This is a genomic window from Kocuria sp. CPCC 205263 (assembly GCF_040981075.1).
Classification (GTDB): domain Bacteria; phylum Actinomycetota; class Actinomycetes; order Actinomycetales; family Micrococcaceae; genus Kocuria; species Kocuria rosea.
On the sequence record NZ_JAVKPV010000015.1, the window covers coordinates 1 to 23,889 of the forward strand.

At 73.7% G+C, this 23,889-nt stretch carries 21 protein-coding genes, 1 tRNA gene and 1 riboswitch; of the genes, 8 read left to right on the forward strand and 14 right to left on the reverse strand.

The genetic code is table 11. The features are described from left to right. Positions 1–270: 270 nt before the first annotated feature. Positions 271–2,742, reverse strand: a complete 2,472-nt coding sequence (gene pcrA, locus RF647_RS17040) for a DNA helicase PcrA (RefSeq protein WP_368812748.1) — start codon at positions 2,740–2,742, stop codon at positions 271–273. Positions 2,743–2,797: 55 nt separating this feature from the next. Next, the gene (locus RF647_RS17045) at positions 2,798–3,526 is read right to left on the reverse strand and encodes an integrase (protein WP_368812749.1); all 729 of its coding nucleotides are present in this window, start codon (positions 3,524–3,526) and stop codon (positions 2,798–2,800) included. A gap of 149 nt (positions 3,527–3,675) precedes the next feature. On the opposite strand from RF647_RS17045, the gene RF647_RS17050 reads away from it, so the two are divergent. After that, positions 3,676–4,350, forward strand: coding sequence for a hypothetical protein (locus tag RF647_RS17050; protein WP_368812750.1), 675 nt, complete (start codon positions 3,676–3,678; stop codon positions 4,348–4,350). A 95-nt stretch (positions 4,351–4,445) separates the two neighbouring features. Here RF647_RS17050 and RF647_RS17055 read toward each other — a convergent pair. Continuing rightward, positions 4,446–4,518, reverse strand: a tRNA-Arg gene (locus tag RF647_RS17055). Between the two features lie 62 nt (positions 4,519–4,580). On the opposite strand from RF647_RS17055, the gene RF647_RS17060 reads away from it, so the two are divergent. Next, on the forward strand, positions 4,581–5,972 hold the full coding sequence (locus RF647_RS17060) for a DUF4031 domain-containing protein (RefSeq protein WP_368812751.1): 1,392 nt from the start codon (positions 4,581–4,583) through the stop codon (positions 5,970–5,972). Here the strand turns inward: RF647_RS17060 and RF647_RS17065 are convergent. From RF647_RS17065 to RF647_RS17080, 4 genes are all read right to left on the reverse strand, one after another. After that, on the reverse strand, positions 5,890–6,156 hold the full coding sequence (locus RF647_RS17065; protein ID WP_115162348.1) for a hypothetical protein: 267 nt from the start codon (positions 6,154–6,156) through the stop codon (positions 5,890–5,892). The genes RF647_RS17060 and RF647_RS17065 overlap by 83 nt on opposite strands. Before the next feature lie 131 nt (positions 6,157–6,287). Further along, a complete protein-coding gene (locus RF647_RS17070) occupies positions 6,288–7,169 on the reverse strand; it encodes a C40 family peptidase (protein ID WP_368812752.1) in 882 nt (293 codons plus the stop codon). A gap of 272 nt (positions 7,170–7,441) precedes the next feature. Beyond that, positions 7,442–8,107 (reverse strand): C40 family peptidase, encoded by a 666-nt coding sequence (locus tag RF647_RS17075; RefSeq protein ID WP_035926910.1) that lies wholly within the window; start codon positions 8,105–8,107, stop codon positions 7,442–7,444. Between the two features lie 5 nt (positions 8,108–8,112). Beyond that, positions 8,113–8,302: riboswitch (cyclic di-AMP (ydaO/yuaA leader) on the reverse strand. A 318-nt stretch (positions 8,303–8,620) separates the two neighbouring features. Then, positions 8,621–9,307: a metal-dependent transcriptional regulator gene (locus RF647_RS17080; RefSeq protein ID WP_368812753.1), complete on the reverse strand. Its 687-nt coding sequence runs from the start codon at positions 9,305–9,307 to the stop codon at positions 8,621–8,623. A 234-nt stretch (positions 9,308–9,541) separates the two neighbouring features. On the opposite strand from RF647_RS17080, the gene serC reads away from it, so the two are divergent. Then, complete coding sequence (serC, locus tag RF647_RS17085; RefSeq protein ID WP_368812754.1) at positions 9,542–10,681, forward strand: phosphoserine transaminase; 1,140 nt, start codon at positions 9,542–9,544, stop codon at positions 10,679–10,681. Here the strand turns inward: serC and RF647_RS17090 are convergent. The 3 genes from RF647_RS17090 to RF647_RS17100 form a co-directional block, all read right to left on the reverse strand. After that, positions 10,678–11,898 (reverse strand): MFS transporter, encoded by a 1,221-nt coding sequence (locus RF647_RS17090; protein WP_368812755.1) that lies wholly within the window; start codon positions 11,896–11,898, stop codon positions 10,678–10,680. The two genes, serC and RF647_RS17090, sit on opposite strands and share 4 nt — an antisense overlap. A 59-nt stretch (positions 11,899–11,957) precedes the next feature. Further along, positions 11,958–12,515, reverse strand: coding sequence for a DUF3027 domain-containing protein (locus tag RF647_RS17095; protein WP_368812756.1), 558 nt, complete (start codon positions 12,513–12,515; stop codon positions 11,958–11,960). 79 nt (positions 12,516–12,594) lie between these two features. Further along, entirely contained in the window at positions 12,595–12,978 is a 384-nt protein-coding gene (locus tag RF647_RS17100) for a cold-shock protein (RefSeq protein WP_017832742.1), read from the reverse strand. Positions 12,979–13,126: 148 nt separating this feature from the next. On the opposite strand from RF647_RS17100, the gene RF647_RS17105 reads away from it, so the two are divergent. The 5 genes from RF647_RS17105 to RF647_RS17125 are packed head-to-tail and all read left to right on the forward strand — an operon-like array spanning position 13,127 to position 19,422. Beyond that, complete coding sequence (locus tag RF647_RS17105; RefSeq protein ID WP_368812757.1) at positions 13,127–13,378, forward strand: hypothetical protein; 252 nt, start codon at positions 13,127–13,129, stop codon at positions 13,376–13,378. 3 nt (positions 13,379–13,381) lie between these two features. Then, the gene (locus RF647_RS17110; RefSeq protein ID WP_368812758.1) at positions 13,382–15,520 is read left to right on the forward strand and encodes a helicase-associated domain-containing protein; all 2,139 of its coding nucleotides are present in this window, start codon (positions 13,382–13,384) and stop codon (positions 15,518–15,520) included. Next, a complete protein-coding gene (locus tag RF647_RS17115; protein ID WP_368812759.1) occupies positions 15,508–17,184 on the forward strand; it encodes a DNA repair helicase XPB in 1,677 nt (558 codons plus the stop codon). The genes RF647_RS17110 and RF647_RS17115 overlap by 13 nt, the downstream gene beginning before the upstream one ends. A 36-nt stretch (positions 17,185–17,220) precedes the next feature. Then, positions 17,221–17,943 carry a response regulator transcription factor gene (locus tag RF647_RS17120; protein WP_368812760.1) on the forward strand — a complete coding sequence of 241 codons (723 nt, stop codon included), beginning with the start codon at positions 17,221–17,223 and terminating at the stop codon, positions 17,941–17,943. A 12-nt stretch (positions 17,944–17,955) separates the two neighbouring features. Further along, the gene (locus RF647_RS17125) at positions 17,956–19,422 is read left to right on the forward strand and encodes a sensor histidine kinase (protein ID WP_368812761.1); all 1,467 of its coding nucleotides are present in this window, start codon (positions 17,956–17,958) and stop codon (positions 19,420–19,422) included. Between the two features lie 9 nt (positions 19,423–19,431). Here RF647_RS17125 and RF647_RS17130 read toward each other — a convergent pair whose 3' ends face one another. The 4 genes from RF647_RS17130 to RF647_RS17145 form a co-directional block, all read right to left on the reverse strand. Then, entirely contained in the window at positions 19,432–20,436 is a 1,005-nt protein-coding gene (locus RF647_RS17130; RefSeq protein ID WP_368812762.1) for an RNase H family protein, read from the reverse strand. Positions 20,437–20,496: 60 nt separating this feature from the next. Then, positions 20,497–21,204: an MgtC/SapB family protein gene (locus RF647_RS17135; protein WP_368812763.1), complete on the reverse strand. Its 708-nt coding sequence runs from the start codon at positions 21,202–21,204 to the stop codon at positions 20,497–20,499. Positions 21,205–21,354: 150 nt separating this feature from the next. Further along, entirely contained in the window at positions 21,355–22,986 is a 1,632-nt protein-coding gene (groL, locus tag RF647_RS17140) for a chaperonin GroEL (protein ID WP_133410673.1), read from the reverse strand. Positions 22,987–23,236: 250 nt separating this feature from the next. Then, entirely contained in the window at positions 23,237–23,836 is a 600-nt protein-coding gene (locus RF647_RS17145) for a GNAT family N-acetyltransferase (RefSeq protein WP_368812764.1), read from the reverse strand. Positions 23,837–23,889 lie beyond the last annotated feature (53 nt).

Below are 23,889 nucleotides of genomic sequence, written 5' to 3' on the forward strand. Positions count from 1 at the left end.
GTCCCGGAGACCCGGGGACGCACGCTCGAGGCCCTCGAGGAGGACGTCTCGACCGGCGCGATCTACACGGTGAAGGCGAAGTCCTCCTAGGGGCGCCCTGAGAGGTCAGCGGCAGGGATGCCCTGACGTGCGGAGAGCCTCCGGTCGGAGTGTGGTCAGGGACCACGTCCGGCCGGAGGCTCTCCGCACGTTCCGCCCCGGTTCCGGCACGGGACCGGGGGCGAGTGCCACCGGAACGACCCCCGCGGGAGCGGGCGGAACCGGGTCGGCTCAGCCGACCTTCGTCAGCGGCGCGTAGCGCAGCAGCAGCCGCTTCTCGTCGGCCCCAAACCGCACCTTCGCCACGGTCTTGTCGCCGGCGCCCTCGAGGGACACCACGGTGCCCTTCCCGAACGCCGTGTGGTCCACGGTGTCGCCGACCGTGAGGCTGGGGATCTCCTTGTTGGGCTGGACCCGTCCGGCCGTGGTGGCCCGGGACGGCGCCATCCGCTCGAAGGCCGCGTTCGACGCCGCGGCGGCGCCCCAGTAGGAGCCCCGCATCGGGTCCCGCTGCCCGGAGCCGCCGCCGTGCAGCGAGGAGCCCCACGACGCCGGGGCCGAGGACCCCTCGCGCTTCCAGTCGAGGAGCTCCGCCGGGATCTCGTCGAGGAACGGGCTGGCCGGGTTGTACTGGGACTGCCCCCACATGGAGCGGAACTCGGAGCGGGTGAGGTACAGGCGCTCGCGGGCCCGGGTGAGCCCCACGTAGGCGAGCCGCCGCTCCTCCTCCATCTCCTTCTCGTCCGTGAGGGAGCGCTGGTGCGGGAACAGCCCGTGCTCCATGCCGGTCAGGAAGACCACGGGGAACTCGAGGCCCTTGGCGGTGTGCAGGGTCATGAGGGTGACCACGCCCTGGGCGCGGGCCTCGGCGACCTCGGCCGCGATCTGCTCGGCGCTCGGCCCGCCCACGGTGCCGGCGGCGGGCCGGTTCGGGATCTGGTCGGCGTCGGCCACGAGGGAGACGTGCTCGAGGAACTCGGGCAGCCCGGCGTCGGGGTGGTCCCGCTCGAACTCGCGGACCACGGCCACGAGCTCCGCGAGGTTCTCGACCCGGGACTCGTCCTGGGGGTCCTGCGACTGGCGCAGCGCGGCGAGGTATCCGGACTGCTCCAGGACGGCCTCGAGGACCGTGGCGGCCCCCGAGCCCTCGGCGACCGAGGCGAGGTCGTCCATGAGCTGGACGAAGGCCTTGACCGCATTCAGGGAGCGGGTGGCCATGCCGGGCGCCTCGTCGGCGCGGCGCAGCGCGGCCATGAAGGAGACCCGCTCGCGCTCGGCGAGGGCCGCGGCGGCGCCCTCCGCGCGGTCGCCGATCCCGCGCTTGGGCTCGTTGACGATCCGGCGGACGTTGATGTCGTCGTCCGGGTTCACGATCGCGCGCAGGTAGGACAGGGCGTCCTTGATCTCCTTGCGCTCGTAGAAGCGGGTGCCGCCCACCACCTTGTAGGGCAGGCCCACGCGCATGAGGATCTCCTCGAGGGAGCGGGACTGCGCGTTGGTGCGGTAGAACACGGCGACGTCGCCGGGGCGGTACCCGTCCTCGTCCTGGAGACGGTCGATCTCCTCGGCGATGAAGCGGGCCTCCTCGTGCTCGTTCTCGGCGGCGTAGCCGGTGATCTTCTCGCCGCTGCCGGAGGCCGTCCACAGCCGCTTGTCCCGGCGGCCCTTGTTCTTGGCGATCACCGCGTTGGCCGCGGTGAGGATGTTCTGGGTGGACCGGTAGTTCTGCTCCAGCAGGATGGTGCGGGCCTGGGGGTAGTCCTGCTCGAAGTCGACGATGTTGCGGATGTCGGCCCCGCGGAACGCGTAGATCGACTGGTCCGAGTCCCCCACGACGGTCAGCTCGGCGGGCGGCACGGGGCTCGCCCCCGGTCCGGTCCCGGCGTCCGCCCCGGTCCCGACGAGCTCCCGGACCAGCGCGTACTGCGCGTGGTTGGTGTCCTGGTACTCGTCGATGAGCACGTGCCGGTACCGCCGCCGGTAGTACTCGGCGACCTGCGGGAACGCCCGGAGCATGTGCACGGTCTGGGCGATGAGGTCGTCGAAGTCCATGGCGTTGGCCGCGCGCAGCCGCTCCGTGTAGCCGCGGTAGACCTGGGCCACGGCGCTCTCGAAGGGGTCGGTCTCGGAGACCCGGGACAGGTACGTCTCGTCGTCGACGAGCTCGTTCTTCAGCGCGGAGATCCGGTGCTGGATGCTCTTGGGCGCGAAGCGCTTGGGGTCGAGGTCGTGCTGCTTGGCCACGAGGGTGAGCAACCGCAGGGAGTCGGCGGAGTCATAGATGGAGAAGGTCGACTTCAGGCCCACGCTGGCGGCCTCCCGCCGCAGCACGCGCACGCAGAAGGAGTGGAAGGTGGAGATCGACATCGACCTCGCGGAGTCCCCCACCAGCTCCACCACGCGCTCGCGCATCTCGGCGGCGGCCTTGTTCGTGAACGTGATCGCCAGGATCTCGCCCTGGTGGGCGCGCCCGGTGGCCAGCAGGTGCGCGATCCGGTGGGTCAGCACCCGGGTCTTGCCCGAGCCGGCGCCGGCGACGATCAGCAGCGGTGAGCCGGAGTGCTCCACGGCTGCCCGCTGCGGGTCGTTGAGCCCCTCCACCAGGGCGTCGGCGGAGACGGTGCCCAGCCGTGGGCGGGTGTCGGTGCCGGGGCGGGCCACGGAGGCGGAGGGCAGGAGCGGGTTGTCGAAGAGGTAGTCCATCGTGGACCCAGTCTACCGAGGCCCGGCGACAGCCGGGCCGGCCGGGGGACGGCCCTCAGACGAAGTGCAGTTCGAGCCGGTGCCGGCCGTTGTCGTCCTCGACCCACAGCTCCGAGTCGGCGACCGTGACCCGGACGGGCCGCTTCAGCTCGATCTCGTCGTCGAACTCGACGGAGCCCTCGGTCCCTCCGCCGTAGACGGTGTCGAGCTCCCGGTTGGCCGGGTCGAGGTGCCGGATGGCGTCGTTGCCGGTGTCGGCGATCACGATGGAGCCGTCGTAGAGGATCTGCAGGTCCTCGGGGTGGTCCAGCTGGGCCACGTCCGCGGGCCCGTCCGCGAACCCCGCGCCCGCCCGGCCGACCACGGTGCAGACCTGCGGGCCGCCGTCGGGCTTGTCGGTGTCGATCTCGATGCAGCGCAGGGACGAGGAGTCCCGGTCGATGAGCCACAGCGTGCCGTTGCCGTCCTCGGTGATGGAGACGGTCGCGGCGAACTTGGCCTGCGCCGCCTTCCCGTCCCGCCGCCCGGACTCGCCCGTGCCCGCGAACTCGTACAGCACGTCGGTGTACGGGTCCCAGCGGAAGAGCCGGTGCAGGGAGGGCACCGCCACGATCACGGCCGAGAGCTTGTGCGACCACACCATGTCGGCGATGGGGGCGCCGCCGAGGACGGAGCAGTCCACCGTGCGGCGCACCGTCTCGTGGTCCTTCTCGAACAGCGTCAGCACGTTGCCCTCGGTCAGCCGCATGAGCAGGCCGTCCGGGAGTCCGATGGACAGTTCCATGACCGGCACCTCCGTGTCGTCCTCGTCGAGCGCCCGGTCGTCGTCGGCCGGTCCGCCCCCCGTGCGGCCCGTCAGGGCCGGTGCGGGTGGCCCCAGCCTACCCCGCGGTCCCGGCGTTGGGCGGCGGGCGCGCGCCGGATAATGGGGGCATGGGACTGACACGCGCACAGAAGGCACGCAAGCACGGCGGCAGCACGGCAGCCCCGGGACCGGCCCGGGGGACCCGCCTGCACGAGGCGGCTCCCGGGGAGCTCCGCCCCGAGCCCACGAGGTCGAGCTCGGGGCTGGTGGTGGGCGTGGCCATGTCCGTCTCGGCGCTCCTGTGGCTCTGGGTGCACGCCCGGGTCCTCCCCCGGTTCGGCGCCGTCGCGGCCGGCGGGCTGACCCTGCCCGAGTGGATGCCGGGCGGTTTCGACCAGGCGCACGCCCAGCGGCTCGCCGCGGCGCTGGGCGAGGAGGGACTCGCCCAGTACGAGGCCGTGCACGCCTCCTCCGGGCTGCTGGCGCCGCTGTTCGTGGGGCTGGCGTGGCTGCTGTTCGTGGCGGTCAACACGCAGTCCCGCGCCCGGCGGTGGCTGCGCTCGGCGGTGGTGCTCGGCTTCGCGGCCGTGTCCCTGGCCGGCAACGCGGCCATCGACGCGGCTCTCGCGGACCCCGGGGACGGCGCCGCCGTGACCACGGCGTCCGTGCTGGTGATCGCCCGCTGGGTGCTGCTCGTGCTGCTGCTCGCCGTGACCGGGGCCGTGGCCGTGGAGGCACTGCGGCGCCGGTCGAGGGCCGCCGGCGCCCCGCGGCAGGACCCGCGTTCCGGGCCGCGGGGGTGAGCCCGGCTCCCGGCCGCGCAGAGGCCGCCCGACCCCGCCGGCTCCGTTCCGGACAGCAGGACGCCCCGGACCGTGCGGTCCGGGGCGTCCGTGCGTGCCCCCGATTGGATTCGAACCAACGACACCGGCTTTAGGAGAGCCGTGCTCTATCCCCTGAGCTACGAGGGCGACGCGAACAGTCTAGGGGGTCCCCCGGACCCCCGCTAACCGGCCCCGTTAGGATCGGTCGCATGCCCGTCTACATCGATCCGCCGCTCTGGCCCGCCCACGGGACGCACTTCTCGCACCTGGTCTCCGACACGTCCTACGAGGAGCTGCACGACTTCGCGGACCGGCTGGGCGTGGCCCGGCGCGCCTTCGACCGGGACCACTACGACGTGCCGGAGAGCCAGTACCGGCGGGCGGTGGCCGCGGGCGCGGTGCCGGTCGACGGGCGGCAGCTCACGCGCCTGCTCGTGCGCAGCGGGCTGCGCGTCCCGGCGCGGGCGCGCCCGGACCGGATCGCCCGGGTCCTGCTGCGGCGGTGGGCCGCCCGCTTCCCGGGGCACCCGGCGATGGGCGAGGAGCTCGTGGAACGATGGAGCGAGCCGCACCGGCACTACCACGGTCCCGCTCACCTGCTGGCGGTGCTCGAGGCCGTCGACCTGCTGCGGACCGGCGTCGACCTCGGCCCCGACCGGTCCGCCGCCCTGGTCCTCGCCGCCTGGTTCCACGACGCCGTCTACCGGGGCCGCCCCGGGGCGGACGAGCGGGAGTCGGCGGAGCTGGCCCGCACCCGGCTGGGCGCCGCCGGCTTCGCCGAGCCGCTCGTGGCGGAGGTCGAGCGGCTCGTCCTGCTCACCCTCGGGCACCGGGTCTCGGACGGCGACGCCGCCGGACGGGTGCTCCTGGACGCCGACCTCTCCGTGCTCGGCGCGGACCCGGACGGGTACGCCGCCTACACGGCGGGCGTGCGGAAGGAGTACGCGCACGTGCCCGGCCCGGTGTTCGCCCGGGCCCGGCTGGAGGTGCTGGAGGATCTCCGGGGCCGGCAGCCGCTGTTCCGGACCGACACGGCCCAGCGCCGGTGGGGTCCGGCGGCGGCCCGCAACCTCGACGAGGAGATCGGCCGGCTGCGCTCGGCCGCCGAGGAGTCCCCGGACGCTCCCCCGGCGGACGCCGAGGTGCTGACCATCACCGCCGTGTGCCTGCGGGACGACGACGGGGCGCTGCTGACGGTGCGCAAGCGGGGCACGGAGCGCTTCATGCTAGTGGGCGGCAAGCTCGACCCGGGCGAGTCCCCAGTGGCCGCCGCCGTGCGGGAGACGGCGGAGGAGGTGGGGCTGCGGCTGGACGCCGCCCAGCTGCGCCTGCTAGGGGTGTTCGTGGCGCCGGCCGCGAACGAGGCGGGCACGTGGGTGCGGTGCACGGTGTTCACGGCGCCTCTCACGGGGCGGCCGGTGCCGCTCGCGGAGATCGAGGAGCTGCGCTGGCAGCCCGTCGACGGGGACTTCCCCGGCGCGCTGCCCGCGGACCTGGCCCCGCTGCTGCGGGAGCACGTCATTCCGGCGCTGCGCCGCGCTCCCGGGGGTCCTCGGTCCCGGCCGCAGCGTGCCGCCTCCGGTGGAGCAGGATCCCGGTGACCAGGCCGAGCACGATCCCGATGCCGCCGAAGACCGAGAGCCACATCGCGGCGTGCCCCACGAACGCGGCGACGACGAAGCCGGCCACGATGCCGGGCACGGCGCCGCCGATCATGCCGTAGGCCATGTAGGCGTACTCGCGATCCAGGCTCGTGCGGGCGTTGCGGCTGAAGTCGGTGGACATGGGCCCAGTCTATCGGCCGCCGGCGGGGCGCCGGGGTGGCCGGCGCGGTGGGTGCCGGGACGACAGCGGGTGCGCGGTTCCCGTCTGGCCGACCAGGAACCGCGCACCCGAAGCAGTGCTCTCGCGTGCGGTCAGCGCACGCGGACGTAGACGGGGCCGGAGCCCACGTTGACGCTGTCGATGACGGTCGTGCCGCCGTTCCAGCCGCCGTGGACGGCCTTGCCGCCACCGATGTAGACGCCGATGTGGGCCGAGCCCATGCCGCCGTCGGCGTAGTAGACGAGGTCGCCGGGCTGGGCCTGGCCGGCGGAGACCTGCGTGCCGAGGCTCAGGTAGGAGGCCGGCCAGCCGTGGTGGTTGATGCCGGCGGCGCGCAGCGCGTTGGTGACGAGCGCGGTGCAGTCCTGGCCCACACCGAGCTGACCCATGGCGGCGGAGGAGATGGTCGCGCCCTTGCCGGAGGCCGAGCTCTGCGGGGCGACGGTGCGCTGGGCGGCCGGAGCGGCCTGCACGGCCGGCTTCGGGGCAGGCGCGGCGGCGGGCTTCGGGGCCGGAGCCGCCTGCACGGCCGGCTTCGGAGCGGCGACCGGAGCGGCCTTCGGGGCCGGGGCGGGCGCGGCGGCGGGCTTCGGGGCCGGAGCCGCCTGCACGGCCGGCTGCGGGGCGGCGACCGGGGCGGGCGCGGCGGCGGCCTTCGGCGCCGGAGCGGCCACGGCGGGAGCCGCGACGACCGGGGTCTCGACCTTCTTCTTCTCGGTCTTCCGGTCGGGCTGGGGCTCGGCCTTCTGCACGTGGGCGACGGGCTCGAGGGACACGGTGGGCGCCGCGGCGGGGGTGGCCGCGGCCACGGCGGACAGCGGGGCATCGGCGGAGGCGTCCTGGGCCGGAGCGGCCTGCACGGAGACGGTGGTGGCGAGGGCCAGCCCGGAGAAGGCGGCCACGGCGGCCACGGTGCGGGCCTTGCCGGAGAAGAGCGAGCCGATGACGTTCGAGGAGGTCAGATCACGGGTCATGAGGAGTTCAGACGACTTTCTTTCGGAGCCGGGCCTGCCGGAGGGCGCGGGTGACAGCACGGATCACCCCGGGCAGCGCGCGGGGTGGAACGGTGTCCGGCAGGGGTGCGTTCCGGGATCGGGAACGACGGCCGGGCGAGCGGAGGAGGGGGGCGCCGTCCGGTCGGACAGCAGGCACCGCCGGGAACCGGGAGAGCGGCTCTCGGCGTGCGGGAGGGGGGTGATCGGGTGCCGCCCGCGACGAGCGGGGTCGTCGCGGGCGGCGGACCGGATCAGAAGGTGTAGTAGCCGTCCAGCTGCATGGCGTTGACGGAGTGGACCTGGGTGCCCTGGGTCGGGTTGAGGGCGGAGATCATCTTGCCGCCGCCGATGTAGATGCCCACGTGGGCGCCGCCGTTCTGCGAGACGAGGTCACCGGGCTGCGGGTTGGCGGTGGGGGTGCCCGCCGCGAACTGGGACCAGGTGGTCCGGGGCAGGTCGATGCCGTTCTGGGCGAAGACCCACTGGGTGAAGCCGGAGCAGTCCCAGGCGCCGTAGGCGGTGCCGCCGTAGACGTAGCCCGCACCCTGCGCGGACATCGCGGTGCCCACGACGCCGCCGGCGGCCGGGGCGATCTCGGTGGTGGCGGTGGACTGCGGGGTGACGCTCGAGGTGGCGGCGGTCTGCTGCGGGGCCGGAGCCGGGGCCTCGTAGGCGGGAGCGGCGGGCTGCGCGGCGACCGGGGCCTGGTAGGTGTACGAGGAGTACTCGGCCAGCGAGGCGGAGGCCGGGGCCGAATAGGCCGCGCCGGTCTCGACGGGGGCCTGGGCGAAGGCCTGGGCCGGGGCGACGGAGCCGATCATCGCGGCGCCGGCAGCGGCGGCGATGGTGGTGTTGCGCACGACGTGCGAGGTGGTCTCGGCACGGTGGCGGGCAGCGTTCAGCGTGAAAAGCGACATGGTTGAGTTCCTCCCTTTGCCTACGAGGTGAGCTGTCGGATTCGGGTGGGAGACACCCGGCCGCAGAACGCACGCGCTCTGACGACTTAACCCCAAGGACCCGGATCACCGGGACCGAAAATGGTTCCCCCGCTTCTGCCAAGCAGTTTCTGTGTAGAGGCCACGGGCACCGGCAGAATTCGGCAATGTGCTCCGAGGGCGCCGATCCGACCAGTGATCGGCACGCGTTGAACAGTACATGACAGATTACGGAAGCGTCACGTTTTGATCACGACAGATAACAGCCGAACAACGCCTCGGGTCTCAATGCCAAGCCATTGAGACGCGTGGGACGATCAATTCGCACCCGTGACGAGCTGTGCAGGGCCTTCGAGCGCCCTGACAATCCGCCTGTCACCAGGGAAGCCGCGCCTCCGGGGTCCGGACCGGGCCGAACTGGCCGAAAGTGGCTTGTGAACGTCCCCACACCCGGGACGAACCGTTCGCCGGCCCGCTCCGAGAGGCGGCGGCGCCTCAGGGAGCGAGGACGCGGATGGCCGCAGCGGTGCGCAGGTCGATCTCCGCGGACCGCCCCGTGGCCGCCACCTCGATGCGCACGATCTGACCGTCCACCCGGGCCGTGACCTCCGCCCCGGTGAGCACTCCCACGTCGCTCAGCACGCCCAGGAGGTCCGCGTCCGCCTGGACCACCTCGGGCAGCAGCGCCACGGTGTGCGATCCGACCGGGTCGTGGCGGGCGGCGTCGAGCAGGGAGGGATGGGCCGCTGCGGGGCTCTCCTCGACCCCGAGGGCGGCCAGACCGGGGATCGGCGTGCCGTACGGCGAGTACCGGGGGCTGTGCAGCAGGTCCACGAGCCGCCGCTCGACCTGCTCGCTCATCACGTGCTCCCACCGGCACGCCTCGTCGTGCACCTGGGCGAGGTCCAGGCCGATGACGTCGGCGAGCAGCCGCTCCGCCAGCCGGTGCTTGCGCATCACCTGCACGGCACGCTCACGGCCGGCAGGGGTGAGCAGCAGCGACCGGTCCTGGCCCACCGTCAGCAGCCCGTCCCGCTCCATCCTGGACACCGTCTGCGAGACCGTGGGCCCGGAGTGGTCGAGGCGCTCGACGATCCGCGCCCGCATCGGCGTGATCCCCTCCTCCTCGAGCTCGAGGACGGTCCGCAGGTACATCTCCGTGGTGTCGATCAAGTCGCTCATGCCTCAGTCATCCTTCGTCCGGCCGTCCCGGCCCGGGGATCCCGCCCGGTCCGGTCTACCCGCACGAGCTTAGTCCGCGCGCCCTCCGGCCGCCCGGAGGGGAGGAGGCGCCCGCGGGGCCCTCCCCCGCGGGTGGGGCAGAATGGGCCGAGTCGCGAACGGCGCGAGCGGCCCCCGCGGCGGCCGTGCCCGTCGCGCACCACCCGCCGCACGTCACCCACGAGGGAGCGCCCGTTGCCCGCACACGTCACCATCCCCCAGCACCTGCTGCCCGCCGACGGCCGCTTCGGCGCCGGCCCCTCCAAGATCCGCCCGGCACAGGTCGAGGCCGTGTCGCGCGCCGGAGCCGGCCTGCTCGGCACCTCCCACCGCCAGGCGCCGGTGCAGGAGCTCGTGGGCTCGGTGCGCGAGGGCCTCGCGCAGTTCCTCGGCCTGCCCGCCGGCCACGAGGTGCTCCTGGGCCTGGGCGGGGCCACCGCGTTCTGGGACGCCGCCGCGTTCGGGCTCGTCGAGCGGAGGGCCCAGCACCTGGTGTTCGGGGAGTTCGGCGCGAAGTTCGCCCAGGCCACCGACGGCGCACCGTTCCTGGAGGCCTCCTCGATCGTGGATTCCGCCCCCGGCACCCGCCCGGAGGCCCGTGCGGAGGAAGGCGTGGACGTCTACGCGTGGCCCCAGAACGAGACGTCCACCGGTGTCGCCGCGCCCGTGCACCGGCCCTCCGGGATCGCGGACGACGCGCTGGTGCTGGTGGACGCGACCTCGGCGGCCGGGGGGATGGCCGCGGAGGTGGCCGCGGCGGACGTCTACTACTTCTCCCCGCAGAAGAACTTCGGCTCGGACGGCGGACTGTGGCTGGGCGCGTTCTCCCCCGCGGCGATCGAGCGGATCGAGCGGATCGGCGCCTCCGGGCGGTGGATCCCCGACTTCCTGCAGCTGACCACGGCGCTCGAGAACTCCCGGAAGAACCAGACCTACAACACCCCGGCCCTGGCCACTCTGGTGATGCTCGACGAGCAGGTCCGCTGGCTCAACGACCAGGGCGGCATGACCTGGGCCGCGGCCCGCACGAAGGCCTCCTCGGACCTCGTCTACGGGTGGGCCGAGGCCTCGTCCTTCGCGTCCCCGTTCGTGGCCCGCCCCGAGGACCGCTCCACCGTGATCACCACCGTGGACTTCGACGGCTCCGTGGACGCGGCCGGCGTCGCGGCGGCCCTGCGCGCCCACGGCGTGGTCGACGTCGAGCCCTACCGCAAGCTGGGGCGCAACCAGCTGCGGATCGCCACGTTCGTCTCCATCGAGCCCGACGACGTCGCCCGGCTGCTGGCCTGTGTGGACCACGTCGTCGAGCAGCTCCGCGGAGGAGCCGGGCGCTAGCCGGAGTTGCCGGGCGCGGAGCGCTCCGCGCGCAGCCGCAACCAGACGACGAAGCCCACCAGGGCCCCGCCGAGACCCGCCGCCACGGCGACCCCCATGCCCCAGCGCGCCCCGAGGGCGTCGGTGATCCAGCCGACGACCGGCGCCCCGATCGGGGTGCCGCCCATGAAGATGGCCATGTAGAGGCTCATGACGCGTCCGCGCATCACCGGGGAGGTGGTGGACTGCACGTACGCGTTGGCGGTGGTCATGATGGTCAGGGAGGACAGCCCGCAGGGGACCAGCCACAGCGCGAACAGCGGCAGGGTGGGTGCCGTCGCCGCGCCCAGGCAGCTGAGGGCGAAGACGGCGCTGCCCCCGTAGACGTAGCGCAGCCGGGCGCTGCGGCGCCGGGCCGAGAGCAGGGCCCCGGCCACCGTGCCGACCGCGAGCACCGAGTTGAGCAGCCCGAAGGTCTCCGATCCCCGGCCGAACTCGGGTCCGGCCATGGCGGCCAGGAAGACCGCGAAGTTCAGCCCGAAGGTGCCGATGAGGAAGATGGTGACCAGCACCGCCACGATGTCGGGGCGGCCGGCCACGTAGGCCAGCCCCTCCCGGATCTGGCCCCGCCCCCGGCCGGAGCGCGGCATCCCGCGCAGCTCGTCGGCGCGGATCGCCAGGACGGCGGCGAGCATCGCGCCGAAGGTCAGCGTGTTGAGGAGGAACACCCAGCCCGAGCCGATGGAGGCCACGAGCACGCCGGCCACGGCGGGCCCGATCATCCGCGCGGCGTTGAACGAGGTCGCGTTCAGGGCCACGGCGTTGGAGAGGTAGGCGTCGTCGACCATCTCCGAGACGAAGGTCTGGCGCACGGGGGCGTCGAGGGTGGAGACGACGCCCAGGGCGAGGGCGAAGCCGTAGACGTGCCACAGGGTGGCCGCGTCGGCCAGGACCAGCACTCCCAGACCGGCCGCCAGCACCGCCATGGCCGTCTGAGTCCACAGCAGCAGGCGCCGCCGGTCGAGCCGGTCCGCGAGCACGCCGGCCCAGGGCGCGAGGAAGAGCTGTGGCAGGAACTGCAGGGCCGTCACCACGCCCATGGCGGTGGCGTCGTGGTCCGAGAGCTCGTCGAAGACCAGCCACGACTGGGCCGTGCGCTGCATCCACGTGCCGATGTTGGACACGAGCGCGCCCAGGAACCACAGCCGGTAGTTGCGGAACCGGAAGGACCGGAACATCCCGCGCGCGGGCTCCGGGGCCTCGTCCGTCCTCGCGGTCCCCGGCCCCGGCGGAGCGGTCAGAGCCCCTCGCCCTCCTGCGGCGGGACCGGCCTGTCCTCGGCCCAGTCACCGGACGCCGGCTCGCCGTCAGGGGCGCCGCCGGAGCCCTCGGGCCCGTCGGCCGCCGCGTTCTCCCCGGCCTCGTCCTCGGCCCGGTCCTGCTCCTCCTGGGCCTTCTCCTCGGCGCTGACGCGGGCGGACCACGGGACCCACTCGGGCGCCAGCAAGGCGTCCTCCCCCGGCAGCAGGCCGACCTCGCAGACCGTCACCGCCTTGCTGCGCGGGGCGCGGGCCAGGCTCGCGAACCAGTTCCAGCCCCGGTACCCGGGCAGCGCGCACTCGAAGTGGTGGACGACCAGCCGGTCCTCCTCCACCGTCACCCGGTGACCGGCGCCGATCTGCGAGGGCTCCGCGATCTGCTCCACCCCGGCGCGAGCCGTGGCGACGTCGGCCACCAGCAGGGGGTCCTGCTTCGGGGCCCGGCGCCGGCGGGGCGCCGCTGCCACCGGTGCAGCCTGCTCGGGCGCCGGCGGCACGGCCTCGGCGGGCGCGTCCTGGACGGTCTCCTCGGTCACTGCTGGTCTCCCTCGTGTGGGTGCCGGCGGGGCCGGCGGATGGGTGCTCGGGATCGGTGGACGGAACGGCGCGGCGGCCTCAGACGTCCAGGTTGTCGGCCACCGTGCGCAGGATGGCCGCGATCTTCTTCCCGTGCGCGGAGTCCGGGTAGCGGCCCCGGTGCAGCCCGTTGGACATCTCGTCCAGGAGCTTGATGAGGTCCTCCGTGATGACCGCCATCTCGTCGGCGGGCTTCCGGACGTTCTTCGCGACCGACGGGGTCCGGTCGAGGATCCGGACGGAGAGCGCCTGCGCGCCGCGCCGCCCCTGGGCCACCCCGAACTCCATCCGCGTGCCCGGCTTCACCGTGGTGGCACCGGAGGGCAACGCCGAGGAGGGCAGGAACACTTCCTGGCCGTCGTCGGCCGCCAGGAAGCCGAAGCCCTTCTTCGCATCGAACCACTTGACCTTGCCGGTGGGCACGCTGTCTCCCTCGTGTTCGTGGAGGGGCGGCCCGTCGGTCCCTGCCGCCGAGCCACCCTGTGGAACCTCCCATTCTAGCCCTGCTCCGGGGGCGGGGACCGCCGGGGCGCGGTCAGCGGCACACCGTTGCGCTCGGTACCCTGGAGCCATGCCTGTCTCCGACGACCGCGCGCCCGCGCACCGCACCGCCCGACGCCCAGGGATCGACGTCCTCGGCGTCTCCGCGGTCGTGCTCGGCCTGGTGTGCGCCGTGTGCCTCGCCCTGCTGCTCGTGCTCACGGCCGTCGGAGCGGACCCCTGGGACGGGCTCACGGTGGTGCCGTGGTTCGCGTTCCCGGTAGCCTTCCTGCTGTTCTGCGCGGTCCTCGTGCGCTCCCTGCTGCGCCGCCGCCGGGCCTGATCCGTGCTCCCGGACGGGCTGCTCCGGGATCTCGCGTCCCGCTCCCCCGCCGAGCTGGGCGAGCTGCTCGCCGCCCGGCCCGACGCCGCGCGCCCGGGCACGGAGTCCCTCGAGGACCTCGCCGAGGCCCTGCTGTCCCGGGCGGGGCTGCGCCGGGCCCTCGACGCCCTCTCCCGGCCCGAGCTGGACGCCGTCGAGCGCGCCGTGCTGCTGGGCCCGCCGGAGGATCCCGCCGCGCGGCTGCTGACCGACCCGCCCTGGGACCGGCTGCACCGTCTGGGTCTGGTCCACCGGGACGACGACGCGCTCCGGCTCGTGCCCGGCCTGGCGGAGGCCCTCGGCCGCTATCCGGCAGGTCTCGGCCGTCCGCGGCCGGTGCTCGCCGCCCTCGCCGCCCGGCTGCGCGGCGGGGCACCGGACGCGGCGGGGACCGCGGCACTGCCGCGCACCGCCGAGGACCTCGCGCAGTGGCCCGCCCCCGCGCGGGAGGTCCTCGAGCGGTTCCGCTCCCGTCCCGTGGGCGCTCTGCCGGACGCCCTGCGCCGTGTCGACCCGGCCGTCGACGCCGGCGCCCGGCCCGTCGACTGGCTCCTGGCCCACGGCGTCCTCATCCCCGTGGACTCCCGCCACGTGGAGCTCCCGAGGGAGGTCGGGCTGCTCCTGCGCGGGCCCGACCCGTGGGCCACGACCTCCTCGGAGCCGCCGGTCGGGCCGGCCCTCCGGGTGCCCGACCGGCTGCGGGACAACGCCGCCGCGGCGGCGGTCGAGCAGCTGCTGCGCCGGACCGCGACCCTGCGCACCGAGCTGCGGGCCCGCCCGCTGACCACCCTGCGGGCGGGCGGGATCGGCGTGCGCGAGCTGCGCCGGCTGCGCTCCGCCCTCGGGATCGAGCACCCCGAGCTCGTCCGACTCCTCGGTCTGGGCGAACTGGCCGGGCTCGTGCGGCTGGACCCGGACACCTCGGCCTGGCGCCCAGCGCCGGCGCCCTTCGAGGACGCCGAGCGCGCCGACCAGTGGTGGCACGTGGTCCGGTCGTGGCTGGCCTCCGACGTCGTCCCCTCCGCGGTGGGCCTGCCCCTCGCGGACGGCACGGTCGTCGGGGTCCTCACCCGCGGCACCCACGCCCCGGAGGCCCCGGTGGTGCGCCGGGCACTGCTCGCCGCCCACGCCGAGCTCGCCGAGCGGGCGCCGGGTGGCCACGGCCCCGAGGACGTGCTGGTGCTCGCCCGCTGGCGGCGCCCGCGCCTGGCCCGGGCCCTGGACCGGTGGGGCCAGGGGATGCTGACGGAGGCCGCCGAGCTCGGCCTGGTGGGTGCCGACGCCCTCACCGAGCCCGGCCGGGCGCTCGCGGAGGACCGGCCCGAAGACGCCGTCCGCTCCGTGGGCGGGTGGCTGCCCGCGCCCTCGCGGACGGTGCTGCTGCAGAGCGACCTCACGGCGACGGCCACGGGCCACCTCGCCCCGGACGTGGCGCGCGCCCTCGACCGGCTGGCGGAGCCGGAGGGCCACGGGCCGGTCCCGCGGCACCGCTTCAGCGAGCGCTCCCTGCACCGGGCGCTCGACGCCGGCTGGACCCCGCCCTCGATCCTGGCCTGGCTCGAGGAGCACGGCCGGGGCCCGGTGCCCCAGGCCCTGGCCTACCTGGTCGAGGAGGCCGGCCGGGGGCACGGGCGGATCCGGATCACCCGGGCGGACTGGGTGCTGACCGGCGAGGAGGAGCTGCTGGAGGCGCTCGCCGGCTCCCCGGACCTCGCGGGGCGGCGGCTGCGCCGGCCCGCCCCCGGCGTGCTCGTGGTCGACGCCGGGGAGGAGGCTCCCGGCCGGCGCCGGGGACCCGCCGGCCGGGAGAGCGGGCTCCGGGAGCTCGCGGCGGCCGTCCGGGCCACCGGCACGGAGCCGGCCCTCGACGTCGCCCCCGCGGAGCCCGCGCCGCAGGACCCCGCCGCGGACCCGACCCTGCTGCTCGAGGTGCCCGCTCCGCGCCTGCCCGTACACTCCGCGGAGGAGATCGAGGACCTGGTGGACCGGCTCACCGGCCGGGACCGCGCGCGGCGCCCGCCGGACGACCCGGCCGAGCACCTGGCCGAGGATCTGATCGACGACCCGACCGACAGCGGAGGAGCCGCCCCGTGGGACCCCTGATCGTCCAGAGCGACCGGACCGTGCTGCTCGAGCTCGACCACGAGGACGCCGACGACGCCCGGCGGGAGCTCGCGGCCTTCGCGGAGCTCGAGCGCGCCCCGGAGCACGTGCACACCTACCGCATCACCCCGCTGGGCCTGTGGAACGCCCGGGCCGCCGGGCTGGACGCCGAGCAGGTGCTCGACGTCCTCCTCACCCGCTCCCGCTTCCCGGTCCCCCACGCCTTGCTCCTGGACATCGACGAGACGATGTCCCGCTACGGCCGCCTGGTGCTCGAGCAGGACCCGGTGCACGGGCTCGTGCTGCGCTGCCACGACGCCCCCGTCCTGGAGGAGATCGCCCGGCACCGGAAGATCGCCCCGCTGCTCGGTCCCCGCATCGACGGCGCCACCACGGTGGTGCACGCGAGCGCCCGCGGCCAGCTCAAGCAGCTGCTGCTCACCGTGGGGTGGCCGGCGGAGGACCGGGCCGGCTACGTGGACGGCACGCCCCACCCCGTCGCCCTGACGGAGACGGACCCCCTGACGGGCGAGGCCTGGGCCCTGCGCCCCTACCAGCGCCACGCGGTGGAGAACTTCTGGGCGGGCGGCAGCGGCGTCGTCGTCCTGCCGTGCGGCGCGGGCAAGACGCTGGTGGGCGCCGGGGTGATGGCCGCGAGCTCGACGACGACGCTCGTCCTGGTCACGAGCACGGTCTCGGCGCGGCAGTGGAAGGCCGAGCTGCTGCGCCGGACCACCCTGACGGAGGACGAGATCGGCGAGTACTCCGGAGCCGTCAAGGAGGTCCGCCCGGTGACGATCGCCACCTACCAGGTGCTGACGGCGCGCCGTGGCGGGATCCACCCGCACCTCGAGCTGCTCGACGGGCACGACTGGGGGCTGATCGTCTACGACGAGGTGCACCTGCTGCCCGCCCCCGTGTTCCGGATGACCGCCGAGCTGCAGGCGCGGCGCCGGCTGGGCCTGACGGCCACCCTGGTGCGCGAGGACCACCGCGAGGGCGAGGTGTTCTCCCTCATCGGCCCGAAGCGCTACGACGCGCCGTGGCGGGAGATCGAGGCCCAGGGCCACATCGCCCCCGCCGACTGCGTCGAGGTCCGGGTGGAGCTGCCCCTCGCGGACCGGATGGCCTACGCCTCCGCTGAGGACGCCGACCGGCACCGCCTCGCCTCGTCCTCCGCGCACAAGCTCGACGTCGTGGCCCGGCTCGTGGCCCGCCACCGAGGGGAGCCGGTGCTCGTGATCGGGCAGTTCCTGGACCAGCTCGACGAGCTGGGCGCGCTGCTGGCCGCCCCGGTGCTCAACGGCAGCACCGGCACGGCCCGGCGGGAGAAGCTCTTCGCCGCGTTCCGGGCCGGGGAGCTGCCGGTGCTCGTGGTCTCCAAGGTCGCGAACTTCTCGGTGGACCTGCCGGAGGCCTCGGTCGCGGTGCAGGTCTCGGGGGCCTTCGGCTCCCGCCAGGAGGAGGCGCAGCGCCTGGGCCGGCTGCTGCGGCCCAAGCACGACGGCCGCCCGGCGACCTTCTACACCGTGGTGGCCCGCGACACCGTGGACGCCGACTACGCGGCCCGGCGCCGCCGCTTCCTCGCGGAGCAGGGCTACGCCTACCGGATCGTCGACGCCGCCGCCGTCGAGGCCCCCGGCGAACTCCCCGAGGACCGGTGAGCGCCGTTCAGGCGGCGTTCAGGGTGTTCCGAGAAAATGGGCGGCGTGAAGAACGACAACCCCGAAGCGAAACTGCTCGTCGTCGACGACGAGCCCAACATCCTCGAGCTGCTGGCCACGTCCCTGCGCTTCGCCGGCTTCGAGGTGGTCACCGCCGCCAACGGCCGTGACGCCCTGGCCAAGGCGGAGTCCGAGAACCCGGACCTCGCGGTGCTCGACGTCATGCTCCCGGACATGGACGGCTTCACCGTGACCCGCAAGCTGCGCGGGTCCGGGCAGCACTTCCCCATCCTCTTCCTCACGGCGAAGGACGAGACCGAGGACAAGGTCACCGGTCTGACCGTGGGCGGCGACGACTACGTCACCAAGCCCTTCAGCCTCGACGAGGTCGTCGCCCGCATCCGCGCGGTCCTGCGCCGCACGCAGCCCGCCGAGGAGGACGACTCCCGGCTGCGCGTGGACGACCTGGTCCTCGACGACGACGCGCACGAGGTGTTCCGGGGCGAGCGGGAGATCGATCTGTCCCCCACCGAGTTCAAGCTGCTGCGCTACCTCATGCTCAATCCGAACCGGGTGCTGTCCAAGGCGCAGATCCTCGACCACGTGTGGGAGTACGACTTCAACGGGGACGCCTCGATCGTGGAGTCCTACATCTCCTACCTGCGCCGCAAGATCGACAACGACCCGGAGCTGCCCCCGCTGATCCACACCAAGCGCGGCGTCGGCTACCTCCTGCGCTCCCAGCACAAGAACCACTGACCCGGTCCCGGGATGCACACCCTGTCCTCCCGGTGGCGCTCGGCATCGCTGCGCTCGCAGCTCATGGTGCTCACGGGCCTGCTCCTGGCGCTGTCCATCCTGGTGACGAGCTTCGTGGCGATCTCGGTGCTGCGCACCTCGCTCCTGAACGACATCGACCGCGGGCTGCGGGACTCCGTCCGGCCGGTCTCCACGGTGCTGGTCGCCGACATGGGCGGGGCGCAGGGCGTCCAGGTGCCGCACGCGGGGTTCCTGCTCGACGCCGACGGCGAGACCCTCGCCGAGGCGGTGCACACCCCGGAGGGCGTGCTCGAGCGGCGGCCGGACCTGTCGCAGGTCGACCTCGAGCACGTGCGGGAGAACCCCTTCGAGCCGACGACCGTGGGCTCCGTGGACGCCCCGGACCGCCGGTGGCGGGTGGTCGCGGCCGAGACGGAACAACTGAACCTCGTGGTCGCGGTCGCCGAGCCGCTCGACGACATGAACGCGATGCTGAGCGCAGTGACTCTCCTGACGCTGAGCTTCGGGGTGGCGACCCTGTTCGCGGCCATGGCGGTCGGCTGGATCCTGGTCACCCGGGCGTTCGCGCCCCTGCACCGGGTGGAGCAGACCGCCGCCCGGATCGCCGAGGGCGACCTCTCACAGCGCATGGAGGGCTACAACCGGCAGACCGAGATCGGCCAGCTCTCGGCGTCGCTCAACGCGATGCTCGGCCACATCGAGGACGCCTTCGACGCCCGCACGCGGTCCGAGACCAAGCTCAGGCGGTTCGTGGCCGACGCCTCCCACGAGCTGCGCACGCCCCTGGTGACCATCCGGGGCTACTCGGAGCTCTACCGGCACGGCGCCCTGCAGGAGCCCGAGGACGTGGCCGGGGCGATGTCCCGGATCGAGTCGGAGGCGAAGCGGATGACGCAGCTCGTGGAGGACCTGCTGATGCTCGCGCGCCTCGACGAGCGGCGGCCCGCCGAGAACGTCGACGTGGACCTGCTCCACCTCGCGTTCGACGCGGCCGGGGACGCCCGCGCCTCCGCCCCCGACCGGCGGATCGAGGTCGGCGGCCTGGGGGGCGGGGTCCCGGTCTCGGCATGGGTGCACGGCGACGAGTTCCGGCTGCGCCAGGTCGTGGCGAACCTCGTGACCAACGCCCTGCGCTACACCCCGGAGGGCACGCCGATCGAGATCGCGGTGGGGGTGGAGCGCTCGGTCGACGACTCCTTCAACGCCGTCCTGCAGGTGCGCGACCACGGCCCGGGCATCCAGGGCGAGGACGCGGAGCGCGTCTTCGAGCGCTTCTACCGGGCCGACTCCTCCCGCACGCGCGAAACCGGCGGGACGGGGCTGGGGCTGTCCATCGTGGCCGCGATCGTCCAGCAGCACGACGGCACGGTGCGGCTCACCGAAACCCCCGGCGGCGGGGCGACGATGACCGTGCGCGTGCCGGGCATCGAGCCCGCCGACGACGCCCCGGAGGTGTGAGCGGGCCCGTCAGGACTCGTAGGTGCCCTGGTGGAAGCGCAGCTGCCAGGGCCCCAGTTCGTTGCGGGAGTCCTCCCGGACCCACAGGGAGCTGCGCAGGCTCGTGCGGTCCCCCGCCGTGAGCCGGTAGACGAGGTGCACGGCCGCGGGCCCGAGCTCGGTGGCCTCCAGCACGTGCACGTCCACCGCGCCGAGCCCCGGTTCGCGGGGCAGCCGGTCGAGGACGTCCGCCCGGGAGCGCCACGACCCCGAGGCCCCGACCTCGGCGAAGGCCTCGTGCAGCAGCTGGCCCAGCCGGCCCGCGTCCGCCCTGACCTCCGGGCGGAGCAGGTCCCGCTCGAGCTCCTGGACGGTCTCCCCCGCCGTGCGGCCGCGGGCCAGCTCCTCCTCGTGGGCGAGCAGCTCGCTCAGCAGATCGGGGTCGTGCCGGTCCTCGAACGCGCCGGGATCCGTGTCCTCCCCCGGCGGCGCGGCGTCCACCGGCTCCGGGGCGTCCAGCAGCTCCCGGGCCGGGGTTCGGGGGCCCGCGCCGTCCGGGTGCCGGTGGGCGCCGTCGAAACCGGGTCCCTCGGGCGCGGGGCGCCCGGTCTGGAACGCCGTGGCCACGGCCCGGGCACGGACGTCGGCGGCCTCGTTGAGCTCGTGGCCGGCGTGGCCCTTGACCCACTCGAAGTGCACGTCGCGGCCCGCCATCGCGGCGTCCAGGGCCTTCATGAGCTCCACGTTGAGGACGGGCTTGCCGTCCCTCTTCTTCCAGCCCTTCTTCTTCCAGCCGGGCATCCACTTCGTGATCGAGTTGATGACGTACTGGCTGTCGCACAGCACCCGCAGGGGCTCGTCGGGGCGGTGGGCCGTGGCCTCGAGCAGGTCCAGGACGGCCTTGAGCTCGCCCATGTTGTTGGTGCCGTGCGGCCACCCGCCGGCCCGCCAGGTGTTGTCGTCGATGTACCAGGCCCATCCCGCGGGACCGGGATTGCCCAGCGCGGAGCCGTCGGCGGCAGCAGTGATCGTCATGGCACTCATCTTTTCACGGCGCCCGGACGCCGAGCGCCACGGCTCCTGTGCGCCACCGGCTCAGTCGCCGGGCTCCTGCTCGAGCTGCTGCTGGGCGACGTCGCGCACCCCCGCGACCCTCGACAGCTGCACGGCCGCCGTGCGCAGGTCCGTCTTGCCCTCGAGCCGCAGGAGCAGCTCCACCTCGGTGCCCTCGGACCCCTCGATCGTCCGGCTCGAGACCACGGAGGCGCTCAGCTGCAGCTCGTCGACCACCGTCAGGACCTCCCGCAGCACGCCGTGCCCGTCCTCGTAGCGCAGCCGCAGTCCCTGCGGGGCCACCATCCCGGGCAGGCGGCGGGAGAGCGGGGTCAGCAGGATCGCGGAGACGAAGTGCAGGCCGGTGGCGACGACGGCCAGCGGCACGAGCCCGGCCCCGCAGGCCATCCCGATGGCCGCGGAGAGCCAGATGCTCGCGGCCGTCGTCAGGCCGTGCACCACGTCCCGGTTCGTGAAGATCACGCCCGCGCCCAGGAAGCCGATGCCCGTGATGATCTGCGCCGCCACGCGGGAGGGGTCGGGACCGGCGTCGATGCCGGGCAAGACACCGAAGCCGTAGGCGGACACGAGGGTGAACACCGCCGACCCGGTGCCGACCAGGGTGTGCGTGCGCAGCCCGGCGCTCTTGCGCCGCAGCCGCCGTTCGAGGCCCACCAGCGAGGTGAGGCCGAAGGCGATCAGCACGAGCGCGACCTGGACGGGGACCGCGTCCCACACGACGACGTCCACGGCACCTCCTCCGGCAGCTGGTGCTAACGATTGAACACCACTTCCGGCCCCGCGGCATCAGGTGCGGGACGACGACGGGCCGGGCACCTCCGCGAGGTGCCCGGCCCGTGCCGGATGCGTGCTGGGCACGCTCGACGGGTCAGCCGTCGATCACATCATGCCGCCCATGCCGCCCATGCCGTCGTCGGCACCGGCGCCGGCGCCCGCGGGCTCCGGCTTGTCGGCGACGACGGCCTCGGTGGTGAGGAACAGCCCGGCGATGGACGCCGCGTTCTGCAGCGCGGACCGGGTGACCTTGACCGGGTCGTTGATGCCCGCGGCCATCAGGTCCTCGTACTCGCCGGTGGCGGCGTTGAGGCCGTGGCCCTGGGGCAGACCGCGGACCTTGTCCACGACCACGCCGGCCTCGAGGCCCGAGTTGATCGCGATCTGCTTCAGCGGGGCGTCGATGGCGACCTTCACGATGTTCGCGCCGGTGGCCTCGTCGCCGGTGAGCTGCAGCTTGTCGAACGCCTTCTGGCCGGCCTGGATCAGGGCCACGCCGCCGCCGGCGACGATGCCCTCCTCCACGGCGGCCTTGGCGTTGCGCACGGCGTCCTCGATGCGGTGCTTGCGCTCCTTGAGCTCGACCTCGGTGGCGGCACCGGCCTTGAGGACGGCCACGCCGCCGGCCAGCTTGGCCAGGCGCTCCTGCAGCTTCTCGCGGTCGTAGTCCGAGTCCGAGTTGTTGATCTCGGCGCGGATCTGGGCCACGCGGCCCTCGATCTCCTCGGCGGTGCCGGCGCCGTCGACGATGGTGGTCTCGTCCTTCGTCACGACGACCTTGCGGGCCTGGCCCAGCAGGTCCACGGTGGCGGTCTCGAGGGAGAGCCCGACCTCCTCGGTGATGACCTGGCCACCGGTAAGGATGGCGATGTCGGCCAGCTGCGCCTTGCGGCGGTCGCCGAAGCCGGGGGCCTTGACGGCCACGGACTTGATGGAGCCGCGCATCTTGTTGAGCACCAGCAGCGCCAGGGCCTCGCCCTCGACGTCCTCGGCGATGATCAGCAGCGGCTTGCCGGCCTGCATGACCTTCTCGAGCACGGGGACCAGGTCCTTGACCGCGGAAATCTTGGAGTTGACCACGAGGATGTAGGGATCCTCGAGGACGGCCTCCTGGCGGTCGGCGTCGGTGACGAAGTAGCCCGACAGGTAGCCCTTGTCGAAGCGCATGCCCTCGGTCAGCTCGAGGTCCAGCCCGAAGGTGTTGGACTCCTCGACCGTGATCACGCCCTCCTTGCCGACCTTCTCCATCGCCTGGGCGATGAGGCGGCCGATCTCGGGGTCGCCGGCGGAGATCGACGCCGTGGCGGCGATCTGCTCCTCGGTCTCGACCTCCTTGGCGGAGGCCAGCAGCTCCTCGGTGACCGCGGCGACGGCCTTCTCGATGCCGCGCTTGAGGCTCAGCGGGTCGGCGCCGGCGGCCACGTTGCGCAGGCCCTCCTTGACGAGCGCCTGGGCGAGCACGGTGGCGGTGGTGGTGCCGTCGCCGGCGATGTCGTCGGTCTTCTTGGCGACCTCCTTGACGAGCTCGGCGCCGATCTTCTCGAACGGCTCGTCGAGCTCGATCTCCTTGGCGATGGACACGCCGTCGTTGGTGATCGTGGGGGCGCCCCAGGCCTTCTCGAGGACCACGTTGCGGCCGCGCGGGCCGAGGGTGACCTTGACGGCGTCGGCCAGGGTGTTCAGGCCCCGCTCGAGTCCGCGGCGTGCCTCTTCGTCGAAAGCAATCATCTTTGCCATGTGACTTCGTCCCTCCTGGACGGTAGACAAACGGTCGACCTCCACGGTGCCCGCGACGGACGGCGCGCACGACGGCGGACTCTTCCCGACGCCGTGCGGCACCTCACCGTGGTGGTTGAGGTGTCACTCCTGTGCCGGTGGCTGCCCGGGTCGGGCCGGGGACCGAGCCATTAGCAGTCCACACGACTGAGTGCTAATCGCAATCTTGGCACTCGTCCCCGGAGAGTGCAAACCCCTGAGCCAATTCCGCTCAGCCCTGCCACTCCTCGCGCAGGACGCCGTAGATCAGCCGGTCGTAGTACTCGCCGCCGACCCTGCGGGCCCGGCGGATCCTGGCCTCCTCGGTGAAGCCCAGCTTCACCGCCACACGGCACATGCCCGCGTTGCCGCTCCACGTCTCCAGGTCGAGGCGGTGGGAGTCGGAGTGGGCGAAGAGGTAGTCGATCCACAGGCGCATCGCCTCGGTGCCGTAGCCGCCGCTCCAGTGCTCCGGGGAGTACACGGTGATGCCCAGGGAGCGCAGCGGCAGCAGGTGCGTGCCGTCACCGGGGTCCTCGGTGGGCATCTCCGACCAGTACCAGGACACCTGCCCGATGAACCGGTCGTCGGCGGCGTCGGCGATCACCATCGTCTCGCGCGGGTCCGGCCAGTCCCCGGCCGTCACGTGCTCCCGGAGGGTGCCCAGCCAGCGCTGGGCGCCCTCGGCCGTGAAGTTCGGGTAGAACGGGCCGTCCGTGCGCTGCCATTCGTGCTCGCCGCCGCCGGCGGGCGGCATGATCCACGCCTCGTAGTCGACGAGGTCCTCCTCGGTCCAGTCGCGGACGCGGACTCGGCTTCCTTCGATCTGCACGGTGGTTCCTTCCGGTGGCGTCGGGGATGAACGACGTCGTGGTGAACGACGTC

Bases quoted from the DNA above. Each gene is read 5' to 3' on its own strand.
- RF647_RS17045 (WP_368812749.1), bottom strand. From the start codon at position 3,526: ATGGAACTGTCCATCGGACTCCCGGACGGCCTGCTCATGCGGCTGACC.
- RF647_RS17125 (WP_368812761.1), top strand. From the start codon at position 17,956: ATGCACACCCTGTCCTCCCGGTGGCGCTCGGCATCGCTGCGCTCGCAG.
- RF647_RS17090 (WP_368812755.1), bottom strand. From the start codon at position 11,898: ATGTTCCGGTCCTTCCGGTTCCGCAACTACCGGCTGTGGTTCCTGGGC.
- pcrA (WP_368812748.1), bottom strand. From the start codon at position 2,742: ATGGACTACCTCTTCGACAACCCGCTCCTGCCCTCCGCCTCCGTGGCC.
- RF647_RS17050 (WP_368812750.1), top strand. From the start codon at position 3,676: ATGGGACTGACACGCGCACAGAAGGCACGCAAGCACGGCGGCAGCACG.
- RF647_RS17105 (WP_368812757.1), top strand. From the start codon at position 13,127: ATGCCTGTCTCCGACGACCGCGCGCCCGCGCACCGCACCGCCCGACGC.
- RF647_RS17070 (WP_368812752.1), bottom strand. From the start codon at position 7,169: ATGACCCGTGATCTGACCTCCTCGAACGTCATCGGCTCGCTCTTCTCC.
- groL (WP_133410673.1), bottom strand. From the start codon at position 22,986: ATGGCAAAGATGATTGCTTTCGACGAAGAGGCACGCCGCGGACTCGAG.
- RF647_RS17060 (WP_368812751.1), top strand. From the start codon at position 4,581: ATGCCCGTCTACATCGATCCGCCGCTCTGGCCCGCCCACGGGACGCAC.
- RF647_RS17065 (WP_115162348.1), bottom strand. From the start codon at position 6,156: ATGTCCACCGACTTCAGCCGCAACGCCCGCACGAGCCTGGATCGCGAG.
- RF647_RS17075 (WP_035926910.1), bottom strand. From the start codon at position 8,107: ATGTCGCTTTTCACGCTGAACGCTGCCCGCCACCGTGCCGAGACCACC.
- RF647_RS17080 (WP_368812753.1), bottom strand. From the start codon at position 9,307: ATGAGCGACTTGATCGACACCACGGAGATGTACCTGCGGACCGTCCTC.
- RF647_RS17120 (WP_368812760.1), top strand. From the start codon at position 17,221: ATGGGCGGCGTGAAGAACGACAACCCCGAAGCGAAACTGCTCGTCGTC.
- RF647_RS17130 (WP_368812762.1), bottom strand. From the start codon at position 20,436: ATGACGATCACTGCTGCCGCCGACGGCTCCGCGCTGGGCAATCCCGGT.